Source organism: Anabaena catenula FACHB-362 (assembly GCF_014698735.1).
Lineage (GTDB): Bacteria > Cyanobacteriota > Cyanobacteriia > Cyanobacteriales > Nostocaceae > Anabaena > Anabaena variabilis_A.
Genome location: NZ_JACJTQ010000002.1, coordinates 117,794 through 138,820, shown reverse-complemented (window position 1 = coordinate 138,820; position 21,027 = coordinate 117,794). Strand labels below are relative to the sequence as shown.

The window sequence follows — 21,027 nt, the reverse complement described above, 5'->3', positions numbered from 1 at the left end:
ACCCACCCTACAAACTTTTTCCGTTGGTATTGAATTCTTGTATAACTAGAGTCTCGGAATGAGATGTAGCTACTAATCTCATGTTAATATCAACTATTATTTTGTTGTTATCAAAACTTATATTTGCTTTCTTGACTAATAATTCAACTGGTAAATCATCACCTAATTTAAATTGATTAGATACCTGGCTTTTATATCCTGCTTCCTCAAGCCACTCAGTAATATTTCTCCAGTTTTCCACCTTTTCATCAGATTTATCTACTAAACTTTTCACATACTTATACAAAGTATTGCAAAGGTCTACTTCTACCCCTTTAGCATTCTTATTCAGCCTTTCTGCTATTTCAGCGGGACTGTAACCACAAAGTAAACCCCGCAAATGTATTTTCTCAATAGGTGTGAGACGTTTTCCCTTAGCAGATGCGATATCTGTATATAGCGTTTCTAAATCCCAGTAGTTCGCGGCTTGGGCAAAGCGTTCTTCAGCAGATGCCATTATCAACATTGTGTATATAAAATTTCCTAACCTTATACTAGCCTAACTTCTAACATTGGCTAGTACACACCTAAATTCAGTAATGTTAGTCTAAATTTAGACATTTTTAGGTTTTTTTTATAATGGTTTCATTTTATCCAGGCCAGAAAGCCAACGAACTTGCCAAGGGCGCTCAAGAGCGATATGAACGTGCTTTAGAATGGTTAAAAATCGAGGAAGCAGCAACAAATCAATTAGCAGCGGAGTATGGTGAACTCCAGCTAGATGTCATCAAAGGTACAATTAAGGACTTTATTGACTTTGTTGAACGCACTGGGAGAAAGGCTTCCGAAAGCGAGAAGCGGCTTTTAGAGGGTGTAGATTTTTCAGTTCAGCAGATAAAAGAGTACAAAGCTGCTGCGGTAGGAGCAGAACAATATTTCGCAGCTGGTGCTAAATCCGTAGGAGCAGCCGCAGCTGGTTACGGTGGTGCTATTGGTGTTGCAACTTCAATAGGAGCCGCAAGTACAGGAACAGCTATCTCAACTCTCAGTGGAGCAGCTGCTTGGAATGCAACCTTAGCATGGTTTGGTGGTGGAGCGATCGCCGCTGGTGGCGGTGGTATGGCTTTGGGTACTGTTGTGCTAGGCGGTATCACCATTTTACCGGCTTTAGCTATTGGCGGCTTTTTTGCGGCTCGTGAAGGTGAAAAGGCAATGACAAAAGCACGAGAACATGAGAGTAAAGTTAATAAGGCGATCGCTGAGATTAGTCGTGCTAAAGACGTTGCGAAAAAAGTAACCCAGCGTATTACTGAATTGAAAGGTGTGTTTGAATCTATTAACAGTCATGCTGTTGTAGCTCTTAATGAACTTGAATCTCAACCTTTTGATTCCAAGAGAGATGCTGATAAGTTTCAACAGGTTGGAATTCTCATGAAGTCCCTGATAGAAATTTTGAAAACTCCAGTATTAAACAGTGATGGACAGCTTAACCTTGGCACTGTCACCATCATAGAAAAATATCGCATTCTACCAGGTAAATAGAAATGACAGCCAAGAAAGTTCATGTAGAAGTATTAGGTGCAGGTGCAGATGCAGCTCACACCTTACGAGCTATCGTTGAAGCCTACACTGAGTACAAAATTGTTGCACAAGAAGAAAAGACTAAACGACGTGGTATAGAAGCCTGGGAAACAGCTACAATTGCCAAGATTCAGGCTGATCGTGATGTTTTAATTAAGTATCTTGAAAACTCATTTGATGAACGGGCTAAGAATTTTAGCTTTCTATTTGAAAAAGTAGATCAGGCAATAGCTCAAGGTGATAATAATCAATTAACTTTAGTTCTGCATTCCATTACAGAAATAGCAAAGTCTAGTCCATTTAAAGATTTTGCTACTTTGCAATCAGTAACAGCAGCCCTTGACGATCCAGATCATGAATGGGTTATCTAATTGAAAAAGACTCTGCGATAGAATTATAATGTGGTGTTTCGTGTTTTACTTCTTGCATTGCTAGGATGATTCCTTCATCTTCAGTGGCTTCTAGCAAGCGTAAATAGTCATGAAAATCTATAACTACTTTTTTGACATTACCTTCAATATCAGTAATCAATTCTTGAGCAAAAGGATATTGTTCGGCTTTTATCGCTGTTTTGGTGTTTGTTGCCATAATATGACCTTAGCGTAAATAACATATTACAAAAAGCCGCAATTAAAGTTTCTGTACTTGCTAATTATTTACCTCATAAAAAATTGACCCAGAATGTTTGTATCAATCCGGGTCAACTGAAAATATTTAAACCTGTTTCAGAAACGGAGAGGGAGGGATTCGAACCCTCGTATACATTTCTGCATAACAGACTTTCCAGGTCTGCGCCTTCAACCACTCGGCCACCTCTCCAGGTGCCATGAATTTCAATAATAAAACAAAAACCCAAAAAATGCAAATATTAAACAAGATATTTTTACAATGAATCTAAAATCCCCCATTCCCACCCAAAAATGAAGAAGGTTCAGACCCACACAATCAGAGTACACGATCGCGCTACCGGCACATCATACACTCTGCAAGTCCCAGAAGACCGCTATATTCTGCACACAGCCGAACACAATGGCGTAGAATTACCCTTCTCTTGCCGCAACGGGGCTTGCACTACTTGCGCTGTCAGAGTCATCTCTGGAGACATTTACCAACCAGAAGCCATTGGATTATCCCCCGACTTACGCCGCAAAGGTTACGCTTTGCTATGTGTCAGTTATGCCCGTTCTGACTTGGAAGTAGAAACACAAGACGAAGATGAAGTATATGAACTTCAGTTTGGGCGCTTTTTTGGCAAAGGCAAAATTAAAGCGGGTTTACCCTTAGATGAAGACTAGAGGCAAAAAATGAAAATTGTGGCAGGGTGCAGATACTTACTGAGTAGAATGGCGGCTTTAAAGAGGCGTTTTAGCATCTTGGTGCAAAAAATAGCAATATTATCTTGCTTGTGGTTGTTGGTAAGTTGTCAAGGCAAAAATCAACCTACCAACATTCCGGCTGAAGTAAAAGTAGCGCGGGTTGTCAGTGGACAAACCTTGGAAGTACTAGGTATGGCAGAACAACCCAATTTAATTTCTCCACTGCGGTTAATTGGTTTAGAAGCGCCAGATTTACGTCAGCGTCCTTGGGGAGAAGACGCTAAAGAACTTTTAGGTAGTTTGATTGGTGGTGCAGATAAACCAGTCAAGCTGGAGTTGGACTTAGAAGCCAAAGATCAATTTGGGCGAACTTTAGCCTATGTGTGGAAAGATCAGGTGTTGTTAAATGAAGAAGTACTGAAACAAGGGTATGCTCTATTTGTAGCGCGATCGCCCAATCACAAATACGACGACCGCCTAGAACGCGCCCAACAATGGGCTAGACTCATGGGAAAAGGAATCTGGAACCCAGACAAACCCATGCGTCTGACTCCTGGTGAATTTCGCCGTCTTTATCGTTAAACAGCGAACAGGGAAGGGGAGATGGGGAGATGGAGAGACGCGGGGAGGGAGACGCGGAGACACGGGGACACGGGGACACGGGGACACGGGGACACGGGGACACGGAGAAAATGAAGAATAACTTAATTACCTATTCCCAATGACCTATTCCCAATGACCAATGCCCAATGACTAATGCCCAATGCCCAATGCCCAATGCCCAATGCCCAATGACCAATGACCAATGACCAATGACTAATAACCAATGACTAACTTACAAATTTTTCTAGATATTGCTACTGAAGCGGCTTTAAGTGCTGGTGTAATTTTACAAGATTATTTAGGTAAAGTAGAAGACGCAATTACCGAAAAAGGACGACCAGGTGATTTAGTTACCGCAGCTGATAAAGCTTCCGAAAAGGTGATTTTAGAAATCTTGCACCGCCATTTTCCCCAACATTCTATCCTCGCCGAAGAATCTGGGAAACTCGGAAACCAAGACAATGAATACTTGTGGGCAATTGATCCTCTAGATGGTACAACCAACTACGCCCATCAATATCCATGTTTCGCAGTTTCCATTGGCTTGTTTATTAATGGCGTATCGCAAGTAGGTGTAATTTATGACCCTTTCCATAACGAACTTTTCCGAGCGGCTGCCGGCTTAGGTGCAACGCGCAACCGCCGTCCGATCAAGGTTTCTCAAACTACTGAATTGAATAAAAGCTTGTTGACTACGGGATTTGCTTATGACCGTCGAGAAACTTCAGACAACAACTACGCAGAATTCTGTCATCTCACCCATCTTACCCAAGGCGTGAGACGTGGCGGTTCAGCATCTCTAGATTTGGCTTATGTTGCCTGTGGCCGTGTTGATGGTTATTGGGAAAGAGGGATTGCACCTTGGGATATTGCTGCTGGTATAATTTTATTGGCAGAAGCAGGGGGCAAAGTCACTGCCTACGACAACAGTTCTTTCCAAATCGATTCCGGTAGAATACTGGCAACGAATGGTTATATTCATAACAGCCTGAGTCAGGAATTAATAAAAGTTAGCCCTCTTGCAGCTTGGTGATCAAAGACAATGATCGAGAACTGATAGCTAAACCTTATAGGTAGGGTAAACTAATAAAAATTGCTGTTTGGGTGCAACACGCAACACTTGTATTATTATGCCTTTAAAATTAGATTGCGGACTATTTAAATATGATTTCATAGATTATCATGCAATTTTGTGTGTGCCAATTGATGCGGATGCCAAAGAAGTTCGCAAACGCTATCTCAAAATTGCTCGGCGCTTGCACCCAGATAGTTCTACTGTGGTCGGTGAAACAGACAAACAAATAGCCCATGAATTGTTATCTAAGCTGGTTAATCCAGCATACGAAAAACTATCTGTAGAACGCAATCGGGCAGAATATACCTTAGTTTTATCGCAAATAGGTAAGCGTCTGGGACAAGCATCAGCATCAGTAGATCTCAACACAGATTTAGCCAAGGAATTAGCGATCGCGCCCAACATAGACCTATTGTACAAAAATCAGATCACTAAAATTGCCACAACTCAATTTGATGAATTGCAGCAAGCAAGCCGAATAATTAGCCAAATTAGTGAATTAAATTTAGTCTACCTGATGCGGAAATCAGGGCAGTTAATCATCCAGCCCCAATTACCTAACGCCAGTCCCCCCAGGACAAATCTAGCGCCACCAACACCGCCACCACCACCGCTCAAAGAAGACTCAGCTGTGGAACAGTACGTCCGTCGCGCTCAAACTTTACTTCAGAAAAACCAATTTGCCCTAGCCAAAGTAGAATTGCAAGATGCCTTGAGGCTAGAGCCGAGAAATAGTCGTTGCCATAGCTTGATCGCAATGGCATATTTAGGGGAAAATCAGCTGCGAATGGCAAAAATTCACTTTGACAATGCACTGAAATTAAATCCTCAAGACAAATTGGCTTTGGAATGGAAACCCAAAGTAGACAAGGCTTTAGGCATTAAACCCGGTGCTACTCAGGTGAATTCATCTTCCAATCATGGAGATAAGCAACCAGATAAGTCTGGAAGTGGCGGTTTGTTTGGTGGTTTGTTTGGTGGGAAAAAATAATGGTGTATCAACCAGCAGCGGGAGCTAGGGATTTACTCCCTTTAGATGTGGCTCAAAAACGCTGGATTGAAGATAGGTTACAACAAGTATTTCATCGTTGGGGATATCACAGGATTATCACCTCAACTTTGGAACGCATGGATACTTTGATGGCGGGTGAAGCAATTCAGCGCCAGATGGTCATTGAACTGCAAAATGGGCAAAATGAAGAATTGGGCTTACGTCCAGAACTCACAGCTTCTATTGCCCGTACAGTCGTTACTCGCATGGCTGGGGCGACTTATCCCCAACGGCTGTATTACAATGCCAACGTATTTCGCCGCAACTGGGAAAAGCGCCATAATCGTCAGCAAGAGTATTATCAAGCTGGGGTGGAATTGCTAGGATCAGGTGGGTTACTGGCAAATGCCGAAGTGCTATTGTTGGTAGCTAATTGTTTAGCAGCTTTAGATTTGCAGGGCTGGCATTTAATCTTAGGTGAAGCAGGAATTACTCGCTCCCTACTCAATGCTTTTCCTGCCAATTTGCAAAGTAAGGTGAGGAGTGCGATCGCACATCTTGACCGCATTACAATAGATACTCTACCTCTGAGTGACGAACTCCGCGAACGTGCCAGAATCATGCTGGATTTGCGCGGTAATAGTGCAGATGTCTTGGCAAAAGTCAGCAGCTTAGATCTAGACTCCGAGCAGCAAGAGGCGGTAAATAATCTCAAATCTCTAGTAGATTTACTAGAATCAGACGGTAAATTTCCCTTAATTCTTGACCTGAGTTTGATTCAAACTATTGACTACTACACAGGTATTGTGTTTGAAGTAGTCAGTGATACAGATGGTCAAGCCAAGGTTTTAGGGCGAGGTGGTCGTTATGATCAACTTTTGGGGCTATATCATCCCCAAGGGGAAAACATTCCCGGTATCGGTTTTGAATTGAGCATTGATGATTTATACCAAACGCTTGTATTAACTCAGCAATTACCCCAGGATATACCCGCAAGTAATTGGTTAGTAGTACCAGAAAGCAAAACGGCTGAAGCGGCGGCTTTTGCTTACGCCCAGAAGTTACGAGATACTCCTGATTTAGTGCGAGTAGAAATTGACTTGGGGGGAAGAGATACAGAGGCTATCCGTCAATATGCAAGCGATCGCTCTATCGCCCAAATTGCCTGGATTAAAGCGGATGGTACAACGACAATTGAAGCAGTAGGTTAACAGATAACATTACAAATTGTTACGCTAAAAACTGCTGATTCATTAAAGAGAGGGAATCGATAAAATGCCACATACAATTGTGACTGACGTTTGTGAAGGCGTGGCTGACTGCGTAGCAGCTTGTCCTGTAGCTTGCATTCATGAGGGCCCAGGTAAAAATGTCAAAGGCACCGATTGGTACTGGATTGACTTTGCTACCTGTATCGACTGTGGCATCTGTTTGCAAGTTTGCCCTGTAGAAAATGCAATTCTGGCAGAAGAAAGACCTGAACTGCAAAAAACACCCTCTTAGGTGACTGGGGACTGGGGACTAGGGACTGGGGACTAGGGAAATAAATAACCCAATTACCAATTTCTAGTTCCTTGTTCCTACTGACTAATAACTAATAACTAATGACTAATGACTAATAACTAATGACTAATGACTATTTATTAGAAGTGGAAAATGTCTACGCTGGATATATCAAAGATGTAGATATATTGCAAGGTGTAAATTTTCGAGTATCAGCCGGCGAATTAGTCACCGTTATTGGTCCTAATGGTGCTGGTAAATCCACTTTAGCAAAAACCATATTTGGACTTTTAACACCCCACACAGGCACAATTACCTTCAAAGGGGAAAATATTGTCGGGTTAAAGTCAAATCAAATCGTTCAACGGGGGATGTGTTATATCCCACAGATAGCCAATGTATTTCCTTCCTTGACGATTGAAGAAAATCTGGAAATGGGAGCCTTTGTGCGAAATATTCCCCTCAAACCGCTAAAAGACAAAATATTTACCATGTTTCCTAGATTAAGCGATCGCCGTCGTCAACGTGCAGGAACCTTATCAGGTGGGGAAAGACAGATGTTAGCAATGGGTAAAGCTTTGATGTTAGAACCCAGTTTACTGCTTTTAGATGAACCTTCTGCGGCTTTATCTCCGATTTTGGTAACGCAAGTATTTGAGCAAATTAAACAAATTAACCAATCAGGTACAGCCATTGTCTTAGTAGAACAAAATGCCCGGAAAGCCTTGGAAATGGCTGATCGTGGTTGTGTATTAGAATCAGGACGAGATGCTATTTCTGGAACTGGTAGAGAATTGTTAACTGATCCGAAAGTGGGAGAATTATATTTAGGTGCAGGGAAGAGGCATTAAATCAGTCTTAATAAGAAAAACTTTACAAAAAATTACTCATCCGATTAAGGGCAAAAAGCGTCAAAAAAGCAGCTTTATGAGTTGTACATAAATGGTATAACCAAATTATCTGTTTTTAGGTAATTGAGTAATGAGTAAAATTAACGGATTTGTAGGTCGCCGTAACTTCTTAAAATTAGCAGGTGTAGGTAGTCTTGGCATTGGAGTAACTGCGGCAAGTACTATACTCTGGAAAGGAGAGTCGGCTATGGCAGACAAACCATCTACATCTGTCAAACCGCAACCAATTAGTTCAGACGCAGCCTTAAAAAGTTTGGTAGCAGGAAATCAGCGATTTGTGGAAGGAAAACGTCTTAATCCCCACCAATCAAAATTGCGTTTGGAAGAAACTGCTGTAGCCCAATATCCATTTGCAGCTATACTAGGTTGCGCTGATTCTAGAGTACCTGCGGAAATTGTCTTCGATCAAGGACTAGGAGATTTATTTGTAGTGCGTGTTGCTGGTAATGTTGCTAGTCCAACAGCAATTGGTAGTTTAGAATTTTGCACAGCAGTATTAGGCGCTCAGTTAATTGTAGTTCTAGGTCATGCAAAATGTGGTGCAGTATCAGCAGCAATCAAAGGTGATCCCTTACCAGGAAGAATTGGTGTTTTTGTTGAAGAAATTAAACCAGCTGTAGAAAGCGTTAGAAATAAAACTGGTAATTTAGAAGAAAATTCTATTATTGCCAATGTTCAATATCAAGCGCAAAATTTGGCAGAAAGTTCGACAATTTTAAGAGGTTTGATTAAAGAAGGTAAACTGAAAATTGTTGGCGGCCGTTATGATCTAGCCACAGGAAAAGTTACAATAGTATAGCAACGGACAAGGCGGTAGTTCACGAACCAATGCTAAAACTTAGACAATAAAAGGCTTCTAGCACCGTCACCGTTCGGCTGACGCTCACGGCGAAGCCTGTCACCTGCTATAACATCATTGTAGCGATGTTTTTTTCTTAATGACATAAGTAGGGTGAGCATTGTTCACCCTCATAGTAATATCGTGTTTGGTTAAAGACTTATAGTTAGGAAACTGCGGGGGGACGCGGTGAGGGGGCGAGTTTTTTTTAATAAGTAATGAAGCAAACATGATATAAATAGGAATTTTTAACGGCAGATGTAGACACCAGTAGGATAGCTTCTCGAAGTTGGCAATTCTCAAATAGAAACAAAACGAGTAGTACACAACCTCTAAAAACATATCCTCTTAATCTGCGTTTATCTGCGTTTATCTGCGGTTGAAAATCAAAAATGAACCTCAAACTCCACCCAGAACATTTACAAATTATCAACAATCACGCCGAAAGCACCTATCCTGAAGAATGCTGTGGGATAATGCTAGGCTATGTGGCTGAAGATAGAAAAATCCTAATTACAGTCATACCCACAGAAAACGCCTGGAATCAAGAAGCGGTGAATTTTACAGCAGAATCCCAGAGTACCAAGAGACGATATGCGATCGCACCCGCTTTCATGTTACAAATGCAAAGGGAAGCCAGAAACCGTAACTTGAGTATAATTGGTATCTATCATTCCCATCCCGATCACCCCGCAATTCCTTCAGAATGCGATCGCCTATATGCTTGGCCAGAATACTCATATATAATAGTTTCCGTCCAAAATGGTAAAGCTTGTGAACTGCAAAGTTGGAGTCTTGACGATAATCAGCAGTTTCAAGCCGAAACAATCGAAGATATAAACTTAACAATTTTAAGTTAACATTAATACTCCGCGCTTTCCCATTCAACTGCTATGCTAAATCCCAATCTGGATGAAATCCAGTTGACTAAAGACGACTACGAACGCTACTCCCGTCACTTAATCTTGCCAGAAGTGGGACTGGAGGGGCAAAAACGCCTCAAAGCTGCCAGTGTATTGTGTATCGGTACAGGTGGACTAGGATCACCATTGCTGTTATATTTAGCAGCGGCTGGTATTGGACGCATTGGTATTGTAGATTTTGATATCGTTGATACCTCCAATCTGCAACGTCAAGTTATTCACGGAACATCTTGGGTAGGTAAACCCAAAATCGAATCCGCGAAAAACCGTATTCACGAAATCAACCCCCATTGTCAAGTTGATTTATACGAAACTCGCTTAAGTTCCGAAAACGCCCTCGATATCATTCGTCCTTACGATATCGTAGTTGATGGTACTGATAACTTCCCCACCAGATATTTAGTTAACGACGCTTGCGTATTGTTAGACAAACCTAACGTCTACGGTTCCATTTTCCGCTTTGAAGGACAAGCAACCGTATTTAACTACGAAGGTGGTCCCAACTATCGTGACTTGTATCCAGAACCACCACCACCTGGAATGGTTCCCTCCTGTGCCGAAGGTGGTGTATTAGGGATTTTACCAGGAATGATTGGTATCATTCAAGCCACAGAAACAGTCAAAATTATTCTTGGTAATGGTAATACCCTCAGCGGACGTTTGCTGTTGTACAATGCCTTAGAAATGAAATTCCGGGAATTGAAACTGCGTCCTAATCCGATTCGTCCAGTCATTGAAAAATTAATAGACTACGAAATATTCTGCGGTATACCGCAAGCGCAAGCCGAAGAAGCGAAACAGCAAATGGAAATTCAAGAAATGACGGTGAGGGAGTTGAAGGCATTAATAGACAGTGGTGCGAAAGACTTTGTATTGGTCGATGTCCGTAACCCCCACGAGTATGAAATTGCCAAAATTCCTGGTTCAGTATTAATACCTTTACCCGATATTGAAACCGGTGATGGTGTTGCTAAGGTAAAGGAAATACTCAACGGACACCGCTTAATTGCTCATTGTAAAATGGGTGGACGTTCTGCCAAAGCCCTTGGTATCCTCAAAGAAGCCGGAATTGTGGGAACTAATGTCAAAGGTGGAATTAATGCTTGGAGTCAGGAAGTAGATTCTTCTGTTCCCCAGTATTAAATCAGAGTACCGAGTACCGAGTTCAGAGTACCGAGTTACACCTTATGGTGGGTTAGACGGGTAAGATGATTATAGTAAAAATTGCTATTTTTTACCATTGCGCCGTAACCCACCATTTATATTGACATAGCATTTCCTAGTCTAATGAAGTACAAAATTATCTGCGTCCATTTGCGTCCATCTGCGTTTAATTATTACTGCTTGTACCTCACTTGAATGGGAATTGCTATCAAAGACGGAAACTTTTCTTCCCATATCAATATGACTACCTCAAAATCTCAACCAAGTATTTTATGGGTACAAGTTTGGGTTTTAGCAGGTTTACAGGCAGCAATTACCCTGACTTGGTTGGTTTATAATACTTATCTACCCCAACTTTTGACTCAATTTGGTTTTCCCGCATCTTTAGCAGTTGGTATATTAGTTGTAGAAAATGCCTTGGCTGTGGTGATGGAACCACTGATGGGGGGACTTTCAGATCAAGCTAGACTAAAATTAGGAAGTCGCTTTCCTTTTATCTTGGCAGGTGTAATTCTCGCTGCGACTTTGTTGATTGCTATACCCTGTATTGTGACTTTTATTCCACCGACTGAGGTGATACGGGGAATTTTACCATTAGCTTTGGTAGCTTGGGCTTTAGCAATGACTGTTTTTCGTTCTCCAGCAATTTGCTTATTAACAATATATGCAATGCCGGCTGAGTTGCCTTTAGCATTCAGTTTTGTGACTTTAGCGGGAGGAGTCGTTGCTGCTTTTCGGGGAATTGCTAATCAGTTTATTCTGAGTTTAGGTGCAATTTTTGCTTTTGCGATCGCTTCCTTTGTTCTTCTTGCTGCTGCATTTGCCTTACGCTTTGTCCAACCCCCAGCAATACCAACAGCACAACAGAACCTAGAAACACCCAAAATACCTCTCAAAAACTTAGGTTTAATCCTAGTCACCGGTTTTACTGTCGGTTGGGGTTCCCGGTTACTCGTGGATGCTTTAGGCAAAACCCTGAAAGCTCAACTTAATACCAATGATATAACTACAATCATGGTTTGGTTTGGATTAGCTCTCGCTGTTGCTGCTTTACCCGCAGGTTTCTGTGCAGTCAAGCTGGGAAATCGTCGAGTCATGCTCGCAGGTGTCGGTATAACTGTTTGCTCAATGCTGATAATGGTTTATATGCGCGCACAGATTCCCATTATATTTTTTATAATAACTGGATTTAGTTTAATTGTCAATGGGGTAATTCCCTTTGCTTTAGAGTTAATGCCTCAACGCTGGGCTGGGTTAGGAATTGGGATGTATTTTGGGGGATTTTCCTTGGCAATGAGTTTATTTGGTGTAGTTTTTCCCCCAGGGATGACAGCTGTAGCCAGTGGATTTAGAGGTGCGGTGGCGTTTTTGGTGGCTGGTGGGTGTATTTTTTTAACGCAAAGCAAACAGGGAACAGGGAACAGGGAACAGGGAACAGGGAACAGGGAATAAATAGGCAGGGGGCAGGGTGCAGGGTGCAGGGAGAAAGAGGGTTTTACTCTACTTAATTGCTGATCAAACAAACTCTCCGCGTCCCCCCATCCCACTGTCTCCGCATCCCACTGTCTCCGCGTCTCCCCATCCCCCCCCGCGTCTCTCCTCCTTAATGGCAGCAGGAATTCTAAATACCCAGTCTTTGATAAACTTGGTCTAAATGTCTGAGATGCTGCTGTGGATCAAAACAGGTTTCTATTTCTGCTGATGACAAATTTTGAGTAACACGGGGATCTTTGCTAATCAAATCGCGGAAATTACCTTCTGGTTGATTCCAAGCTGTGTGTGCGTTTTGTTGAACGATCGCATAAGCTTCTTCTCGCTTGAGTCCTTTGTCGATCAAAGTCAATAAAACTCTTTGGCTGAAAACTACGCCACCATAGCAGTTGAGATTCCGTTCCATGTTCTGGGGATAAACCAGCAGATTTGTCACCAAGTCGGTGATTTCATGCAGCATAAAGTGAGTTAAAATGCAGGCATCTGGTAAAACTACCCGTTCTACAGAACTGTGAGAAATATCTCGTTCGTGCCATAAAGCCACGTTTTCTAAAGCTGCACCTGCATGACTTCTTACTAATCGCGCCATCCCGGTAAGTCGTTCAGAACGAATAGGGTTGCGTTTGTGGGGCATAGCACTGGAGCCTTTTTGGCCTTTAGCGAAGAATTCCTCAACTTCCAAAACGTCGGTTTTTTGGAGATTGCGAATTTCTACAGCAAAGCGTTCAATGGATGCAGCAACAAGGGCTAATTGCTGTACATAATCGGCATGGATATCGCGGGAAATAACTTGTGTAGAGGCGGTATCAGGTTTAAGTCCGAGTTTTTGACAAGCGATCGCTTCTACACGAGGTTCGATATTAGCATAAGTTCCCACTGCACCAGAGATTTTACCTACAGCTATGGTTTTGCGGAGAATTTGCAAGCGTTCTTGGTGTCGCAACACTTCTGCCAACCACCCAGCTAACTTAAAACCAAAAGTCATTGGTTCAGCGTGAATACCATGCGATCGCCCAATCATCACAGTATAACGGTGTTCTCTGGCTTTATGGCGAATTGCCTGGATTAAATCTTCTAGGCGTAGCAACAGCACATCTAAACTCGCAACCAATTGCAGCGCTAAAGCCGTATCCAACACATCCGAACTTGTTAAACCGAGGTGAATATAGCGTCCTGCATCACCTACATATTCATTGACATTTGTCAAGAAAGCGATCATATCATGGCGGACTTCAGCCTCAATTTCTAGCACCCGCTGAGGGTCAAAATTCGCCTTAGACTTAATTTCTGCAACCGCCTCTGATGGAATGTAACCCAATTCCGCCTGTGCTTCGCAAACAGCAATTTCTACTTGCAGCCAGGTTTGTAGCTTATAGTTTTCATTCCACAGATTGCCCATTTCGGGCAAAGTATAACGCTCAATCACATTCGGGCATCTAATACAACCGTCATATTTTACATTTTAATTAGGGTTTCTAATTTGTTCCTTGCGCTTTTTACTCAATAGTAGAATTAGTTTGAGATTCTGTGGAGATGATACTAATGCTACCGTCGGCTTCCAAATATGCAAACTTCACTTCATCCACGAATTCCACACCATGCTGACGTAACTTGCTCATCAACTCATCTTCTGTAATTAATTCCCGTTTTAAGTGTCGCTTAATCAATCGTCCATTTTTTATCAGTAGCAATGGAGGAGGATTAATAACTCGCTGAAATTCAGGAAATTTGTAGCCTGACCAGTTCAGCAGGAAACTCCAAAAAATTACAGTGCCTACTAAAATAGCACCTTCAGTAATTGATGTATAACTACCCGCCATTGCATTTTGCGCCGCTTCTGCAAACAGCACAACTACAAGCAAATCTGCAATTCCTAAAGTTCCCAATTGTCGGCTAGGTAGTAGGCGTAATACTGAAAATAGTGCCAAATAAACCAACGAGCCACGGATAATGAGTTCTGGGACACTCATACTGGGAACAAAAATTCCATACCAATCGATGAAAAAGAATTTTTCCATATCTGAACTCCTAAACTTTTTGTTTCAATTCATCAATCAGACTTTTCACACTGTCCCCTGTTCCCTCCTATACTTTTGGTATAGCAACGAACAAGGCGGTAGTTCACGAACCAATGCTAAAACTTAGACAATAAAATGCTTCTAGCACTGTCACCTGCTATATCAACGATACTCTGGGTTATTTTTTTCCTTGGGGTTTATGGATACAGCGTTCTTTGTAGGAATGATGCGATTACCATATTTTCTGGCATAAACTTGGGTGAACTCAGCACCAAAAAAGAGAATTTGGGCAGCATAGTAAACCCAAGCGAGAATTACCATCAATGAACCAGCAGCACCGTAGGTTGAAGCAAAACTGCTGTTACCTAGATAACGTCCTAATAAAAACTTGCCCAGGGAAAATAAAATTGATGTGATCACCGCACCAATTAACACATCACTCCAACCAATTTTGACATCAGGTAGAACTTTGAAAATTAACCCAAACAGCACTGTAGTAATGCTAAAAGACAAGATAAAATTGATAATCTGCCAGATTATATCCACTCCTGGTAGCACATTAGTAAAGTATGTAGTTATCGCTGATAATGCTGCACTAATTACTAGGGAAACTAGGAGTAAAAATCCAATTCCTACCACCATTGCAAAGGACAAAAAGCGCTGGTGAATAATATTAAAGATATTCCGTCCCGGTTTTGGTTTTACTTCCCAAATTGTATTTAAGGAATCTTGTAACTCCGCAAATAAACCTGTTGCACCCAATAGCAAGACTAAAATACTAATAATAGAAGCGATATTTCCCTCCTCTGGTTTACTGGCATTTTTAATCGCTAGTTCTATAAATTCTGCCCCCTCTCTACCGACTAAACCTTGAATTTGCTGGACAATTTCACCCCTGGCTGCCTCCTCACCAAATAGAGTTCCAGTAATGGCAATAACGATAATGAGTAAGGGTGCAAGTGAAAAAATGGTGTAATAAGCTAATGAGGCCGCTAACCGTGAGGCTTTATCTTCACTCCATTCTGTAAATGTTTCCTGCAACAGCTTCCAAATTGACCGGAAGTTCATTTTCATCAGTTTCCTTATCAAAAGATACTTTTTATCCTGAGATATTTGATACTAATTTCCTTCATAGCCGCATCTTCCTAAGGGTGTTTATCTAACTTCCTTGAGGTATAATTTTGTGAAAAATATATAAAAATTTATTGACAAAACTTTAAGTAATATCTACAGTATCTACAGACTTTTTTAAGTAATTCCAAACGCTAATTAAGTAAATTTGCTTAGACAAAATATTCTAGATCATTTTGGCTGATTTTAGCTTTAATCCTTAACTTTGAGTTAAAGGGTGGGTGCTAAGATTTATGGCATCCGCTTATTAGAGACTAAATCGATTCTGCTATATGCTTCACCCAAACCCATTTCGTGCGGCAATCTTGAGAATGCGATAGCTGCGAACGCCGTAGGCATCGCTTGATTTGATTAATAACCGCACATTCTGTAAATAACCGAAGATGAAGTGCGTAGCAAGAAGATTTGACACATCATATTTTGATACTAGCTTAAGCAATAATGCGGCTGTTAGTAACCGTCAATATTACCTGAATATTAAGGATTGCAAAAATGCTGGCTATGCATAGCATAAGAAATGCTGATGAGTTGAACCTAAAACTAGAGTCAACCTTGCAGGAACTACCAGTTTGGACTGTTCAAATCGAGCTAGATCATCCAGGAAACGAATTGGCTGAACTTTTTGAAGAAGAGCCTTTACTTCCAGGAATTATCTTGACTAAAAATCGGCAATGTGTAGGCATGATTTCGCGGCGGCTATTTTTTGAGCAAATGAGCCGTCCTTATGGTTTAGGGCTGTTTGCTGGACGGCCTGTTGATTATCTATATAATTTTCTGCGGCCAGAAATATGTATTTTACCTGAAGAGATATCGATTGTGGAAGCGACTCAGATAGCTTTAGGGCGATCGCAAAAACTTGTCTATGAGCCGATTTTAATTACAGATCCATCTTGCCAGCATGGATTACTTGATTTCCATCAATTACTTTTAGCTTACTCTCATATTCATGTTTTAACTGTTCGTCGATTACAAAAGGAAAAAGAACGAACCAGAGTCGCGCGGGCAGATTTTCGGGATCTCCAGCACAATTACTCTCGATTGCTACAGAATGAAAAAATGATTGCTTTGGGACAGCTTGTGGCTGGGATTGCACATGAAATAAACAATCCCATGAATTTTATTTATGGCAATCTCAACTATGCAACTGAATACGTCAAAGACTTACTAAACCTACTACAATCCTATCAACAAGAGCCTTCATACCCTGATGTGGTATCACAAGCAAAACTGAAAGGAATTGAAATCGACTTTATTATCGAAGATTTGCCAAAATTATTATCTTCTATGAAGGTTGGTGCTACTCGAATCAACGAAATTGTCTTATCGCTACGTAATTTTTCTCGCCTAGATCAGGCAGAAATTAAATTAGTTGATATTCATGAAGGCATAGAAAATACATTAATTATTCTAAGACATAACCTCAAAGATAAACCTGATCGTCCCGAAATTAAGGTGATTAAAGAGTACGGAAATCTCCCGTTAATAGAGTGCTATGCAGGGCAACTTAATCAGGTATTTATGAATATAATTGCTAATGCTATTGATGCTCTTTCTGAGAGTTACAAATTATCACTTTCTAGTCATGAATTAACTGCCAAAAAGCACAAAGAACTCACAATATACATTCATACTAAACTAACTAATGACAATCAACTAATGATTAGTATCGCGGATAATGGACTAGGAATACCAGATCATATTCAAAAGCGCTTGTTTGACCCCTTCTTTACTACCAAACCCGTAGGTCAAGGAACTGGGTTAGGATTATCAATCAGCTATCAAATTATAGTTGAAAAACATGGTGGTCAACTTTTCTGTGTATCTACTCCGGGACAAGGTGCAGAGTTTATAATTAAAATTCCCATTGTTTCAGAACATTTAAGACAGAAAGAAGCTGATTAACATAATTCGCAATTCATAATTTGTAATAATGCCTACGGTCCCGCTAGGGATACGTAATTTGTAATAATGCCTCCGGCAGGCTACGCCAACGTAATAGTGCTTACAGTCCCGTAATAGATATAGACTGTTATGTAGAACCCGGTTGTAGCTTACTTAGAGCAGGTAAAATAACCTAAGTATAGACAGACGTATGTGCTATGGAGTGGGGTATTTAAACCGTTGATTTTCTACTTATAGAATTTTATAGGTTAAATAGAGATAATTGAATAACCTTAGTCCGGCAATCCTCTCCAGCATTTATAATAATTATGCCAATCAGTTGGGTTTACCTCATTATAGCAATTATTTTTGAAGTCTTCGGCACAACTTGCATGAAATTGTCTGAAGAATTCACTAAAATAGTTCCTTCAATTTTCATCTTTGTCTTCTATGGACTTTGTTTGACTTTTTTGACGCTTTCTCTCAGAAAACTGGAAGTAAGTATCGTTTATGCTGTTTGGTCTGGTTTGGGTACTATCGTAATTACTAGTATTGGTATTGTCTGGTTTCGGGAGTCTTTCACACTCGTAAAACTCATATCTATACTTTTAATACTTGTCGGAGTAATTGGTTTAAATCTAGGTGACTATTTGCAGAATTACAAGAATTAATATTCCATTTTCAAGTTAGGGTTTAGCATTGCTAAACCCCTAATATCTACTATCTACATCTAAATGTTCACATTTCTCTCTTGGTTGTTTTGTGGCTATTAAAGTAAGTATTGCTACGCCATACAAGCTTTTACAATTAAATTTGTAATAGTCCTTCTGGATTGACAGTTAAAAGTGTTCGCCGCTGCAAATCTTCACGGTGTAAAATTTCATTAGCAGCTAGTAAGCCACTACTAACAGCCCGTTCCATTAACCCACAAGGAAAAGGCATTTTTACCCAATCTCCTGCAAAGAATAAGTTAGTTACACCAGTGCTACTTTCTGGGCGTTCTGTATAGCTATTGGGCGGATATCCAGAAAAGTTATGCTGATTAACTAATTCTCGATGTAGTAATTTTGCTTGCTTTAATTCAGGAACTATTTCATAAAGTTCATTTTCAAAGGTTGTTAACAAGTCTTCCTGAGTAGGAAATTCTTTTTGTTTGTAACAGTAAGCGTGTAATTCTACTACACTACCACCGATGCGTTGCGCCCAATCAATGAATTGTTGTTGAATACGGTGATAAAGAGTGATGCTATCAGTTAGTTTATAACCAGATAAAGAAGTAAAGTTACTATGTTCCCATTCAAAATCTTGATCAAACCAGAAACGACAAACAGCAAAAGGATCAGCAATACTCAATTTTTCGATTTGCGCTCGCACTGTTGTATCCACATCTCCAGTCATGCGTTTAAACAGTTGTTGCACTCCTGGGACATCGGTAGCTAAAACATAATAATCGGCGGTAATTATCTCTGGTGATGATGATTCTTGATTCACTGCTAATAGTTGTAAATTATCATCCTGTCTTTCTACAACTTTAAACTTAGATAAATCTCTTTGAGCCGGACCTTTAACAACTTTACCATCAGACGTAAACACCGCACCATGACAAGGACAATGGAATTTACCATCTGCTGCTATTTGCACAGTACAACCTTGATGAGTGCAAGTCAGAGAAATCGCTTCTTGACTACCATTTTCTACAGCATAAACTTCGTCAGCAGCACCAAAAAATTCCACCTGTCCATTATTAACAACTGAGTTACGCTTTACCCAAAAAGGCACATGATGATTATTGTTGCCTACATAATATTTAATTGCTGAAATATTATTGTCAGTAGCAACAATTTCACTCACATTTGCACCTGTGATAATCTTCCCTTGCTTTTGAATTGCTTGGGCGATAGGTTGGACTAAACTTGTACCCATATCGTCTTTTGTTCCATTAAAAGCCAATCCTTCAGGATTACCAAAAAAATAAAAATGAAAAAACTGCATGAGTTCTCCCACACTCATGGTATCAGGTGCATTCAAGCTAGATTTAGCAAAAGGCAGAAAATACAAATCGTATAAACCTTGGGGAAATTCTGTCGCCACCCAATCAGCAACTGAGATATTATCAAAACGCTGATAATTCTTTTCTCGCTGAAAACCTGTAATGGCTTGGAAAACTTGTAAATGCTTGATTTTAGTAAGATTTATTCCCCATTTCAAGCGATTGGGAGAAGCAATAGCTAAATCTATAATATTCCAAGGAAAGGCAGAACTACTAGGACGAAATACCTCTGGTTTGTATTGGGAACCTCGGTAAACAACTGAATAATAGTTTAATGATTGAAAATTCTCTTTTACCTCCAATTCAGATACGACACTATTCAAGTTATAATATTGAGGAAAAAATCCATGAAACCCATGTTCCATCATGAATGTTTCACCAGCAGCTTCTATTTGCCAACTGGCAATTTTACCCCCCAGTTGGGGAGATTTTTCTAAAAGTGTAACTGTAAATCCCCGTTGAACCAATTCGTAAGCACAAGCTAAACCTGCTAAACCACCCCCAATTACCACGACGCTTTTAGTAGCATTTAATGTCTTTGGTAAACTGAGAATATCTTGCTGAAAAACTGACGGTTTTGGTTTACTAAACCGGGAGTATCCTGTTGCTCCAACAATCGTACTCACACCAAATAATTTCAGCAGTGTCCGACGCGATATGGTAGATGATTCTGGTAAATTAAATAGTTGACTCATGTTACACAATTAACTCTTGATCATGAATTAGGGGATGAAAATGATGGCGATGAGTGAATTTTGGAAAAATATTCCTAAAATCCATGTTCATTTTCAACAGATTTATTTTTTAGAATCAAATAAGTAGATTCTTTGATAGTGTAATATAATATTTCATGATTGACTACTAAGTGTTAGGTAGGTTTAGATTGCCAGAGGATCGCCATTCGCTCAAGGAAGTCTCCTCTAGTGGACGTAATCGCGTTCTGGATGAGGCACAACGACTATTCCGCACAAAAGGCTACAATGCTGTGACGATGAGGGATATAGCTTTTGAGGTGGGAATTCGTCAAGCATCGTTGTACTATCACTTTCCCAGCAAGGAAAAACTTTTTGTGGCTGTGACTGAACGGATGTTTGCAGGCCATCGCATCGGTTTACAGCAAGCAATTGAGAAAAATAATACGGATTTGCGATCGCAACTTCATGCAGTTGGGGGGTGGTTTCTCTCTCAACCTCCCATCCATTTTTTAAGTATGCTTCACACCGATATGCCTATGTTGGATGAAGAAAATACCACCAGGCTATCGGTTTGCGCTACAGAGTCGATTTTTGAGCCAATTTGTCAAATATTTATCCAAGCCCAAGAGAGAGGAGAAATTCGCCAGGTTCGTTCTCAACTACTCGCGGGATTTTTTTTGTCTGTGCTAGAGAGTATTCCCGTCGTCAGTAATTCCCCTGGTGCAGCACCCAAAGAAGTAGTGGTGAATGAAATGATTTCCGTTTTGTTGGATGGACTACAACCGATTGTACAGTCACAAAGTACCCTCCAGACTAGCTTTGACAGGTAATAAAAGCTGCTGTCAGTGCGCTTTAGAATATCGCAAAATCCAATCCT

General features: G+C 40.6%; 24 protein-coding genes and 1 tRNA gene. 16 read left to right on the top strand and 9 right to left on the bottom strand.

Translation table 11 applies throughout. The features are described from left to right. Positions 1–7 precede the first annotated feature (7 nt). Positions 8–496 carry a helix-turn-helix transcriptional regulator gene (locus H6G68_RS02590; RefSeq protein ID WP_190905215.1) on the bottom strand — a complete coding sequence of 163 codons (489 nt, stop codon included), beginning with the start codon at positions 494–496 and terminating at the stop codon, positions 8–10. A gap of 122 nt (positions 497–618) precedes the next feature. Between H6G68_RS02590 and H6G68_RS02585 the strand changes: the two genes are divergently transcribed. Further along, the gene (locus tag H6G68_RS02585; protein ID WP_190905214.1) at positions 619–1,521 is read left to right on the top strand and encodes a hypothetical protein; all 903 of its coding nucleotides are present in this window, start codon (positions 619–621) and stop codon (positions 1,519–1,521) included. 2 nt (positions 1,522–1,523) lie between these two features. Continuing rightward, a complete protein-coding gene (locus H6G68_RS02580; RefSeq protein WP_190905213.1) occupies positions 1,524–1,931 on the top strand; it encodes a hypothetical protein in 408 nt (135 codons plus the stop codon). Here the strand turns inward: H6G68_RS02580 and H6G68_RS02575 are convergent. Beyond that, positions 1,924–2,148, bottom strand: a complete 225-nt coding sequence (locus H6G68_RS02575; protein ID WP_199332477.1) for a hypothetical protein — start codon at positions 2,146–2,148, stop codon at positions 1,924–1,926. The two genes, H6G68_RS02580 and H6G68_RS02575, sit on opposite strands and share 8 nt — an antisense overlap. A gap of 144 nt (positions 2,149–2,292) precedes the next feature. Continuing rightward, positions 2,293–2,379: transfer RNA gene (locus tag H6G68_RS02570), tRNA-Ser, on the bottom strand. Positions 2,380–2,480: 101 nt separating this feature from the next. On the opposite strand from H6G68_RS02570, the gene H6G68_RS02565 reads away from it, so the two are divergent. Together H6G68_RS02565 and H6G68_RS02560 are read left to right on the top strand one after the other, a co-directional pair. Further along, positions 2,481–2,855 (top strand): 2Fe-2S iron-sulfur cluster-binding protein, encoded by a 375-nt coding sequence (locus tag H6G68_RS02565; RefSeq protein WP_127056358.1) that lies wholly within the window; start codon positions 2,481–2,483, stop codon positions 2,853–2,855. 48 nt (positions 2,856–2,903) lie between these two features. Further along, a complete protein-coding gene (locus H6G68_RS02560) occupies positions 2,904–3,458 on the top strand; it encodes a thermonuclease family protein (protein ID WP_190905331.1) in 555 nt (184 codons plus the stop codon). A 122-nt stretch (positions 3,459–3,580) separates the two neighbouring features. On the opposite strand, the gene H6G68_RS27535 is transcribed toward H6G68_RS02560, so the two are convergent. Beyond that, a complete protein-coding gene (locus tag H6G68_RS27535; protein WP_277925348.1) occupies positions 3,581–3,703 on the bottom strand; it encodes a hypothetical protein in 123 nt (40 codons plus the stop codon). Here H6G68_RS27535 and H6G68_RS02555 point away from each other — a divergent pair. The 9 genes from H6G68_RS02555 (at position 3,703) to H6G68_RS02515 (ending at position 12,336) form a co-directional block, all read left to right on the top strand. Then, positions 3,703–4,512: an inositol monophosphatase family protein gene (locus tag H6G68_RS02555; RefSeq protein ID WP_190905212.1), complete on the top strand. Its 810-nt coding sequence runs from the start codon at positions 3,703–3,705 to the stop codon at positions 4,510–4,512. The genes H6G68_RS27535 and H6G68_RS02555 overlap by 1 nt on opposite strands. Before the next feature lie 97 nt (positions 4,513–4,609). Then, the gene (locus H6G68_RS02550; protein WP_190905211.1) at positions 4,610–5,545 is read left to right on the top strand and encodes a J domain-containing protein; all 936 of its coding nucleotides are present in this window, start codon (positions 4,610–4,612) and stop codon (positions 5,543–5,545) included. After that, a complete protein-coding gene (locus tag H6G68_RS02545; RefSeq protein ID WP_190905210.1) occupies positions 5,545–6,756 on the top strand; it encodes an ATP phosphoribosyltransferase regulatory subunit in 1,212 nt (403 codons plus the stop codon). The genes H6G68_RS02550 and H6G68_RS02545 overlap by 1 nt, the downstream gene beginning before the upstream one ends. Positions 6,757–6,820: 64 nt before the next feature. Next, positions 6,821–7,048 carry an indolepyruvate ferredoxin oxidoreductase subunit alpha gene (locus tag H6G68_RS02540; RefSeq protein WP_190905209.1) on the top strand — a complete coding sequence of 76 codons (228 nt, stop codon included), beginning with the start codon at positions 6,821–6,823 and terminating at the stop codon, positions 7,046–7,048. A 122-nt stretch (positions 7,049–7,170) separates the two neighbouring features. Continuing rightward, a complete protein-coding gene (locus H6G68_RS02535) occupies positions 7,171–7,899 on the top strand; it encodes an ABC transporter ATP-binding protein (RefSeq protein WP_190905208.1) in 729 nt (242 codons plus the stop codon). Positions 7,900–8,029: 130 nt separating this feature from the next. Then, a complete protein-coding gene (locus H6G68_RS02530; protein WP_190905207.1) occupies positions 8,030–8,758 on the top strand; it encodes a carbonic anhydrase in 729 nt (242 codons plus the stop codon). Between the two features lie 431 nt (positions 8,759–9,189). Then, positions 9,190–9,657 carry a M67 family metallopeptidase gene (locus H6G68_RS02525; protein ID WP_190905206.1) on the top strand — a complete coding sequence of 156 codons (468 nt, stop codon included), beginning with the start codon at positions 9,190–9,192 and terminating at the stop codon, positions 9,655–9,657. 33 nt (positions 9,658–9,690) lie between these two features. Next, positions 9,691–10,863: a molybdopterin-synthase adenylyltransferase MoeB gene (moeB, locus tag H6G68_RS02520; RefSeq protein WP_127056338.1), complete on the top strand. Its 1,173-nt coding sequence runs from the start codon at positions 9,691–9,693 to the stop codon at positions 10,861–10,863. Between the two features lie 261 nt (positions 10,864–11,124). Continuing rightward, positions 11,125–12,336, top strand: coding sequence for an MFS transporter (locus H6G68_RS02515; RefSeq protein ID WP_190905205.1), 1,212 nt, complete (start codon positions 11,125–11,127; stop codon positions 12,334–12,336). A gap of 169 nt (positions 12,337–12,505) precedes the next feature. On the opposite strand, the gene purB is transcribed toward H6G68_RS02515, so the two are convergent. The 4 genes from purB to H6G68_RS27530 all read right to left on the bottom strand — a co-directional run bounded on the left by purB (position 12,506) and on the right by H6G68_RS27530 (position 15,936). Further along, positions 12,506–13,801, bottom strand: a complete 1,296-nt coding sequence (gene purB, locus H6G68_RS02510; protein ID WP_190905204.1) for an adenylosuccinate lyase — start codon at positions 13,799–13,801, stop codon at positions 12,506–12,508. 70 nt (positions 13,802–13,871) lie between these two features. Continuing rightward, on the bottom strand, positions 13,872–14,393 hold the full coding sequence (locus H6G68_RS02505) for a DUF421 domain-containing protein (RefSeq protein ID WP_190905203.1): 522 nt from the start codon (positions 14,391–14,393) through the stop codon (positions 13,872–13,874). 162 nt (positions 14,394–14,555) lie between these two features. Then, on the bottom strand, positions 14,556–15,461 hold the full coding sequence (locus H6G68_RS02500; protein WP_190905202.1) for a YihY/virulence factor BrkB family protein: 906 nt from the start codon (positions 15,459–15,461) through the stop codon (positions 14,556–14,558). A 340-nt stretch (positions 15,462–15,801) separates the two neighbouring features. After that, the gene (locus H6G68_RS27530) at positions 15,802–15,936 is read right to left on the bottom strand and encodes a hypothetical protein (RefSeq protein ID WP_277925347.1); all 135 of its coding nucleotides are present in this window, start codon (positions 15,934–15,936) and stop codon (positions 15,802–15,804) included. A gap of 80 nt (positions 15,937–16,016) precedes the next feature. Between H6G68_RS27530 and H6G68_RS02495 the strand changes: the two genes are divergently transcribed. Further along, on the top strand, positions 16,017–17,426 hold the full coding sequence (locus H6G68_RS02495) for a sensor histidine kinase (protein WP_190905201.1): 1,410 nt from the start codon (positions 16,017–16,019) through the stop codon (positions 17,424–17,426). A gap of 308 nt (positions 17,427–17,734) precedes the next feature. Next, complete coding sequence (locus tag H6G68_RS02490; protein ID WP_190714659.1) at positions 17,735–18,076, top strand: DMT family transporter; 342 nt, start codon at positions 17,735–17,737, stop codon at positions 18,074–18,076. Positions 18,077–18,212: 136 nt separating this feature from the next. On the opposite strand, the gene H6G68_RS02485 is transcribed toward H6G68_RS02490, so the two are convergent. Beyond that, positions 18,213–20,150, bottom strand: a complete 1,938-nt coding sequence (locus H6G68_RS02485) for an FAD-dependent oxidoreductase (RefSeq protein ID WP_190905200.1) — start codon at positions 20,148–20,150, stop codon at positions 18,213–18,215. A gap of 188 nt (positions 20,151–20,338) precedes the next feature. Here H6G68_RS02485 and H6G68_RS02480 point away from each other — a divergent pair, with 188 nt between their 5' ends. After that, the gene (locus tag H6G68_RS02480) at positions 20,339–20,980 is read left to right on the top strand and encodes a TetR/AcrR family transcriptional regulator (protein WP_190905199.1); all 642 of its coding nucleotides are present in this window, start codon (positions 20,339–20,341) and stop codon (positions 20,978–20,980) included. The last annotated feature ends 47 nt before the right edge of the window (positions 20,981–21,027 follow it).

What these genes read in the sequence shown, in the direction of transcription:
- H6G68_RS02555 (WP_190905212.1), top strand. Translation starts at nt 3,703, where the DNA reads ATGACTAACTTACAAATTTTTCTAGATATTGCTACTGAAGCGGCTTTA.
- moeB (WP_127056338.1), top strand. Translation starts at nt 9,691, where the DNA reads ATGCTAAATCCCAATCTGGATGAAATCCAGTTGACTAAAGACGACTAC.
- H6G68_RS02590 (WP_190905215.1), bottom strand. Translation starts at nt 496, where the DNA reads ATGGCATCTGCTGAAGAACGCTTTGCCCAAGCCGCGAACTACTGGGAT.
- H6G68_RS02535 (WP_190905208.1), top strand. Translation starts at nt 7,171, where the DNA reads ATGACTAATGACTATTTATTAGAAGTGGAAAATGTCTACGCTGGATAT.
- H6G68_RS02495 (WP_190905201.1), top strand. Translation starts at nt 16,017, where the DNA reads ATGCTGGCTATGCATAGCATAAGAAATGCTGATGAGTTGAACCTAAAA.
- H6G68_RS02560 (WP_190905331.1), top strand. Translation starts at nt 2,904, where the DNA reads ATGGCGGCTTTAAAGAGGCGTTTTAGCATCTTGGTGCAAAAAATAGCA.
- H6G68_RS02490 (WP_190714659.1), top strand. Translation starts at nt 17,735, where the DNA reads ATGCCAATCAGTTGGGTTTACCTCATTATAGCAATTATTTTTGAAGTC.
- H6G68_RS02500 (WP_190905202.1), bottom strand. Translation starts at nt 15,461, where the DNA reads ATGAACTTCCGGTCAATTTGGAAGCTGTTGCAGGAAACATTTACAGAA.
- H6G68_RS02580 (WP_190905213.1), top strand. Translation starts at nt 1,524, where the DNA reads ATGACAGCCAAGAAAGTTCATGTAGAAGTATTAGGTGCAGGTGCAGAT.
- H6G68_RS02545 (WP_190905210.1), top strand. Translation starts at nt 5,545, where the DNA reads ATGGTGTATCAACCAGCAGCGGGAGCTAGGGATTTACTCCCTTTAGAT.
- H6G68_RS02505 (WP_190905203.1), bottom strand. Translation starts at nt 14,393, where the DNA reads ATGGAAAAATTCTTTTTCATCGATTGGTATGGAATTTTTGTTCCCAGT.
- H6G68_RS02575 (WP_199332477.1), bottom strand. Translation starts at nt 2,148, where the DNA reads ATGGCAACAAACACCAAAACAGCGATAAAAGCCGAACAATATCCTTTT.
- H6G68_RS02515 (WP_190905205.1), top strand. Translation starts at nt 11,125, where the DNA reads ATGACTACCTCAAAATCTCAACCAAGTATTTTATGGGTACAAGTTTGG.
- H6G68_RS02540 (WP_190905209.1), top strand. Translation starts at nt 6,821, where the DNA reads ATGCCACATACAATTGTGACTGACGTTTGTGAAGGCGTGGCTGACTGC.
- H6G68_RS02485 (WP_190905200.1), bottom strand. Translation starts at nt 20,150, where the DNA reads ATGAGTCAACTATTTAATTTACCAGAATCATCTACCATATCGCGTCGG.
- H6G68_RS02585 (WP_190905214.1), top strand. Translation starts at nt 619, where the DNA reads ATGGTTTCATTTTATCCAGGCCAGAAAGCCAACGAACTTGCCAAGGGC.
- H6G68_RS02530 (WP_190905207.1), top strand. Translation starts at nt 8,030, where the DNA reads ATGAGTAAAATTAACGGATTTGTAGGTCGCCGTAACTTCTTAAAATTA.
- H6G68_RS02550 (WP_190905211.1), top strand. Translation starts at nt 4,610, where the DNA reads ATGCCTTTAAAATTAGATTGCGGACTATTTAAATATGATTTCATAGAT.
- H6G68_RS02565 (WP_127056358.1), top strand. Translation starts at nt 2,481, where the DNA reads ATGAAGAAGGTTCAGACCCACACAATCAGAGTACACGATCGCGCTACC.
- H6G68_RS02525 (WP_190905206.1), top strand. Translation starts at nt 9,190, where the DNA reads ATGAACCTCAAACTCCACCCAGAACATTTACAAATTATCAACAATCAC.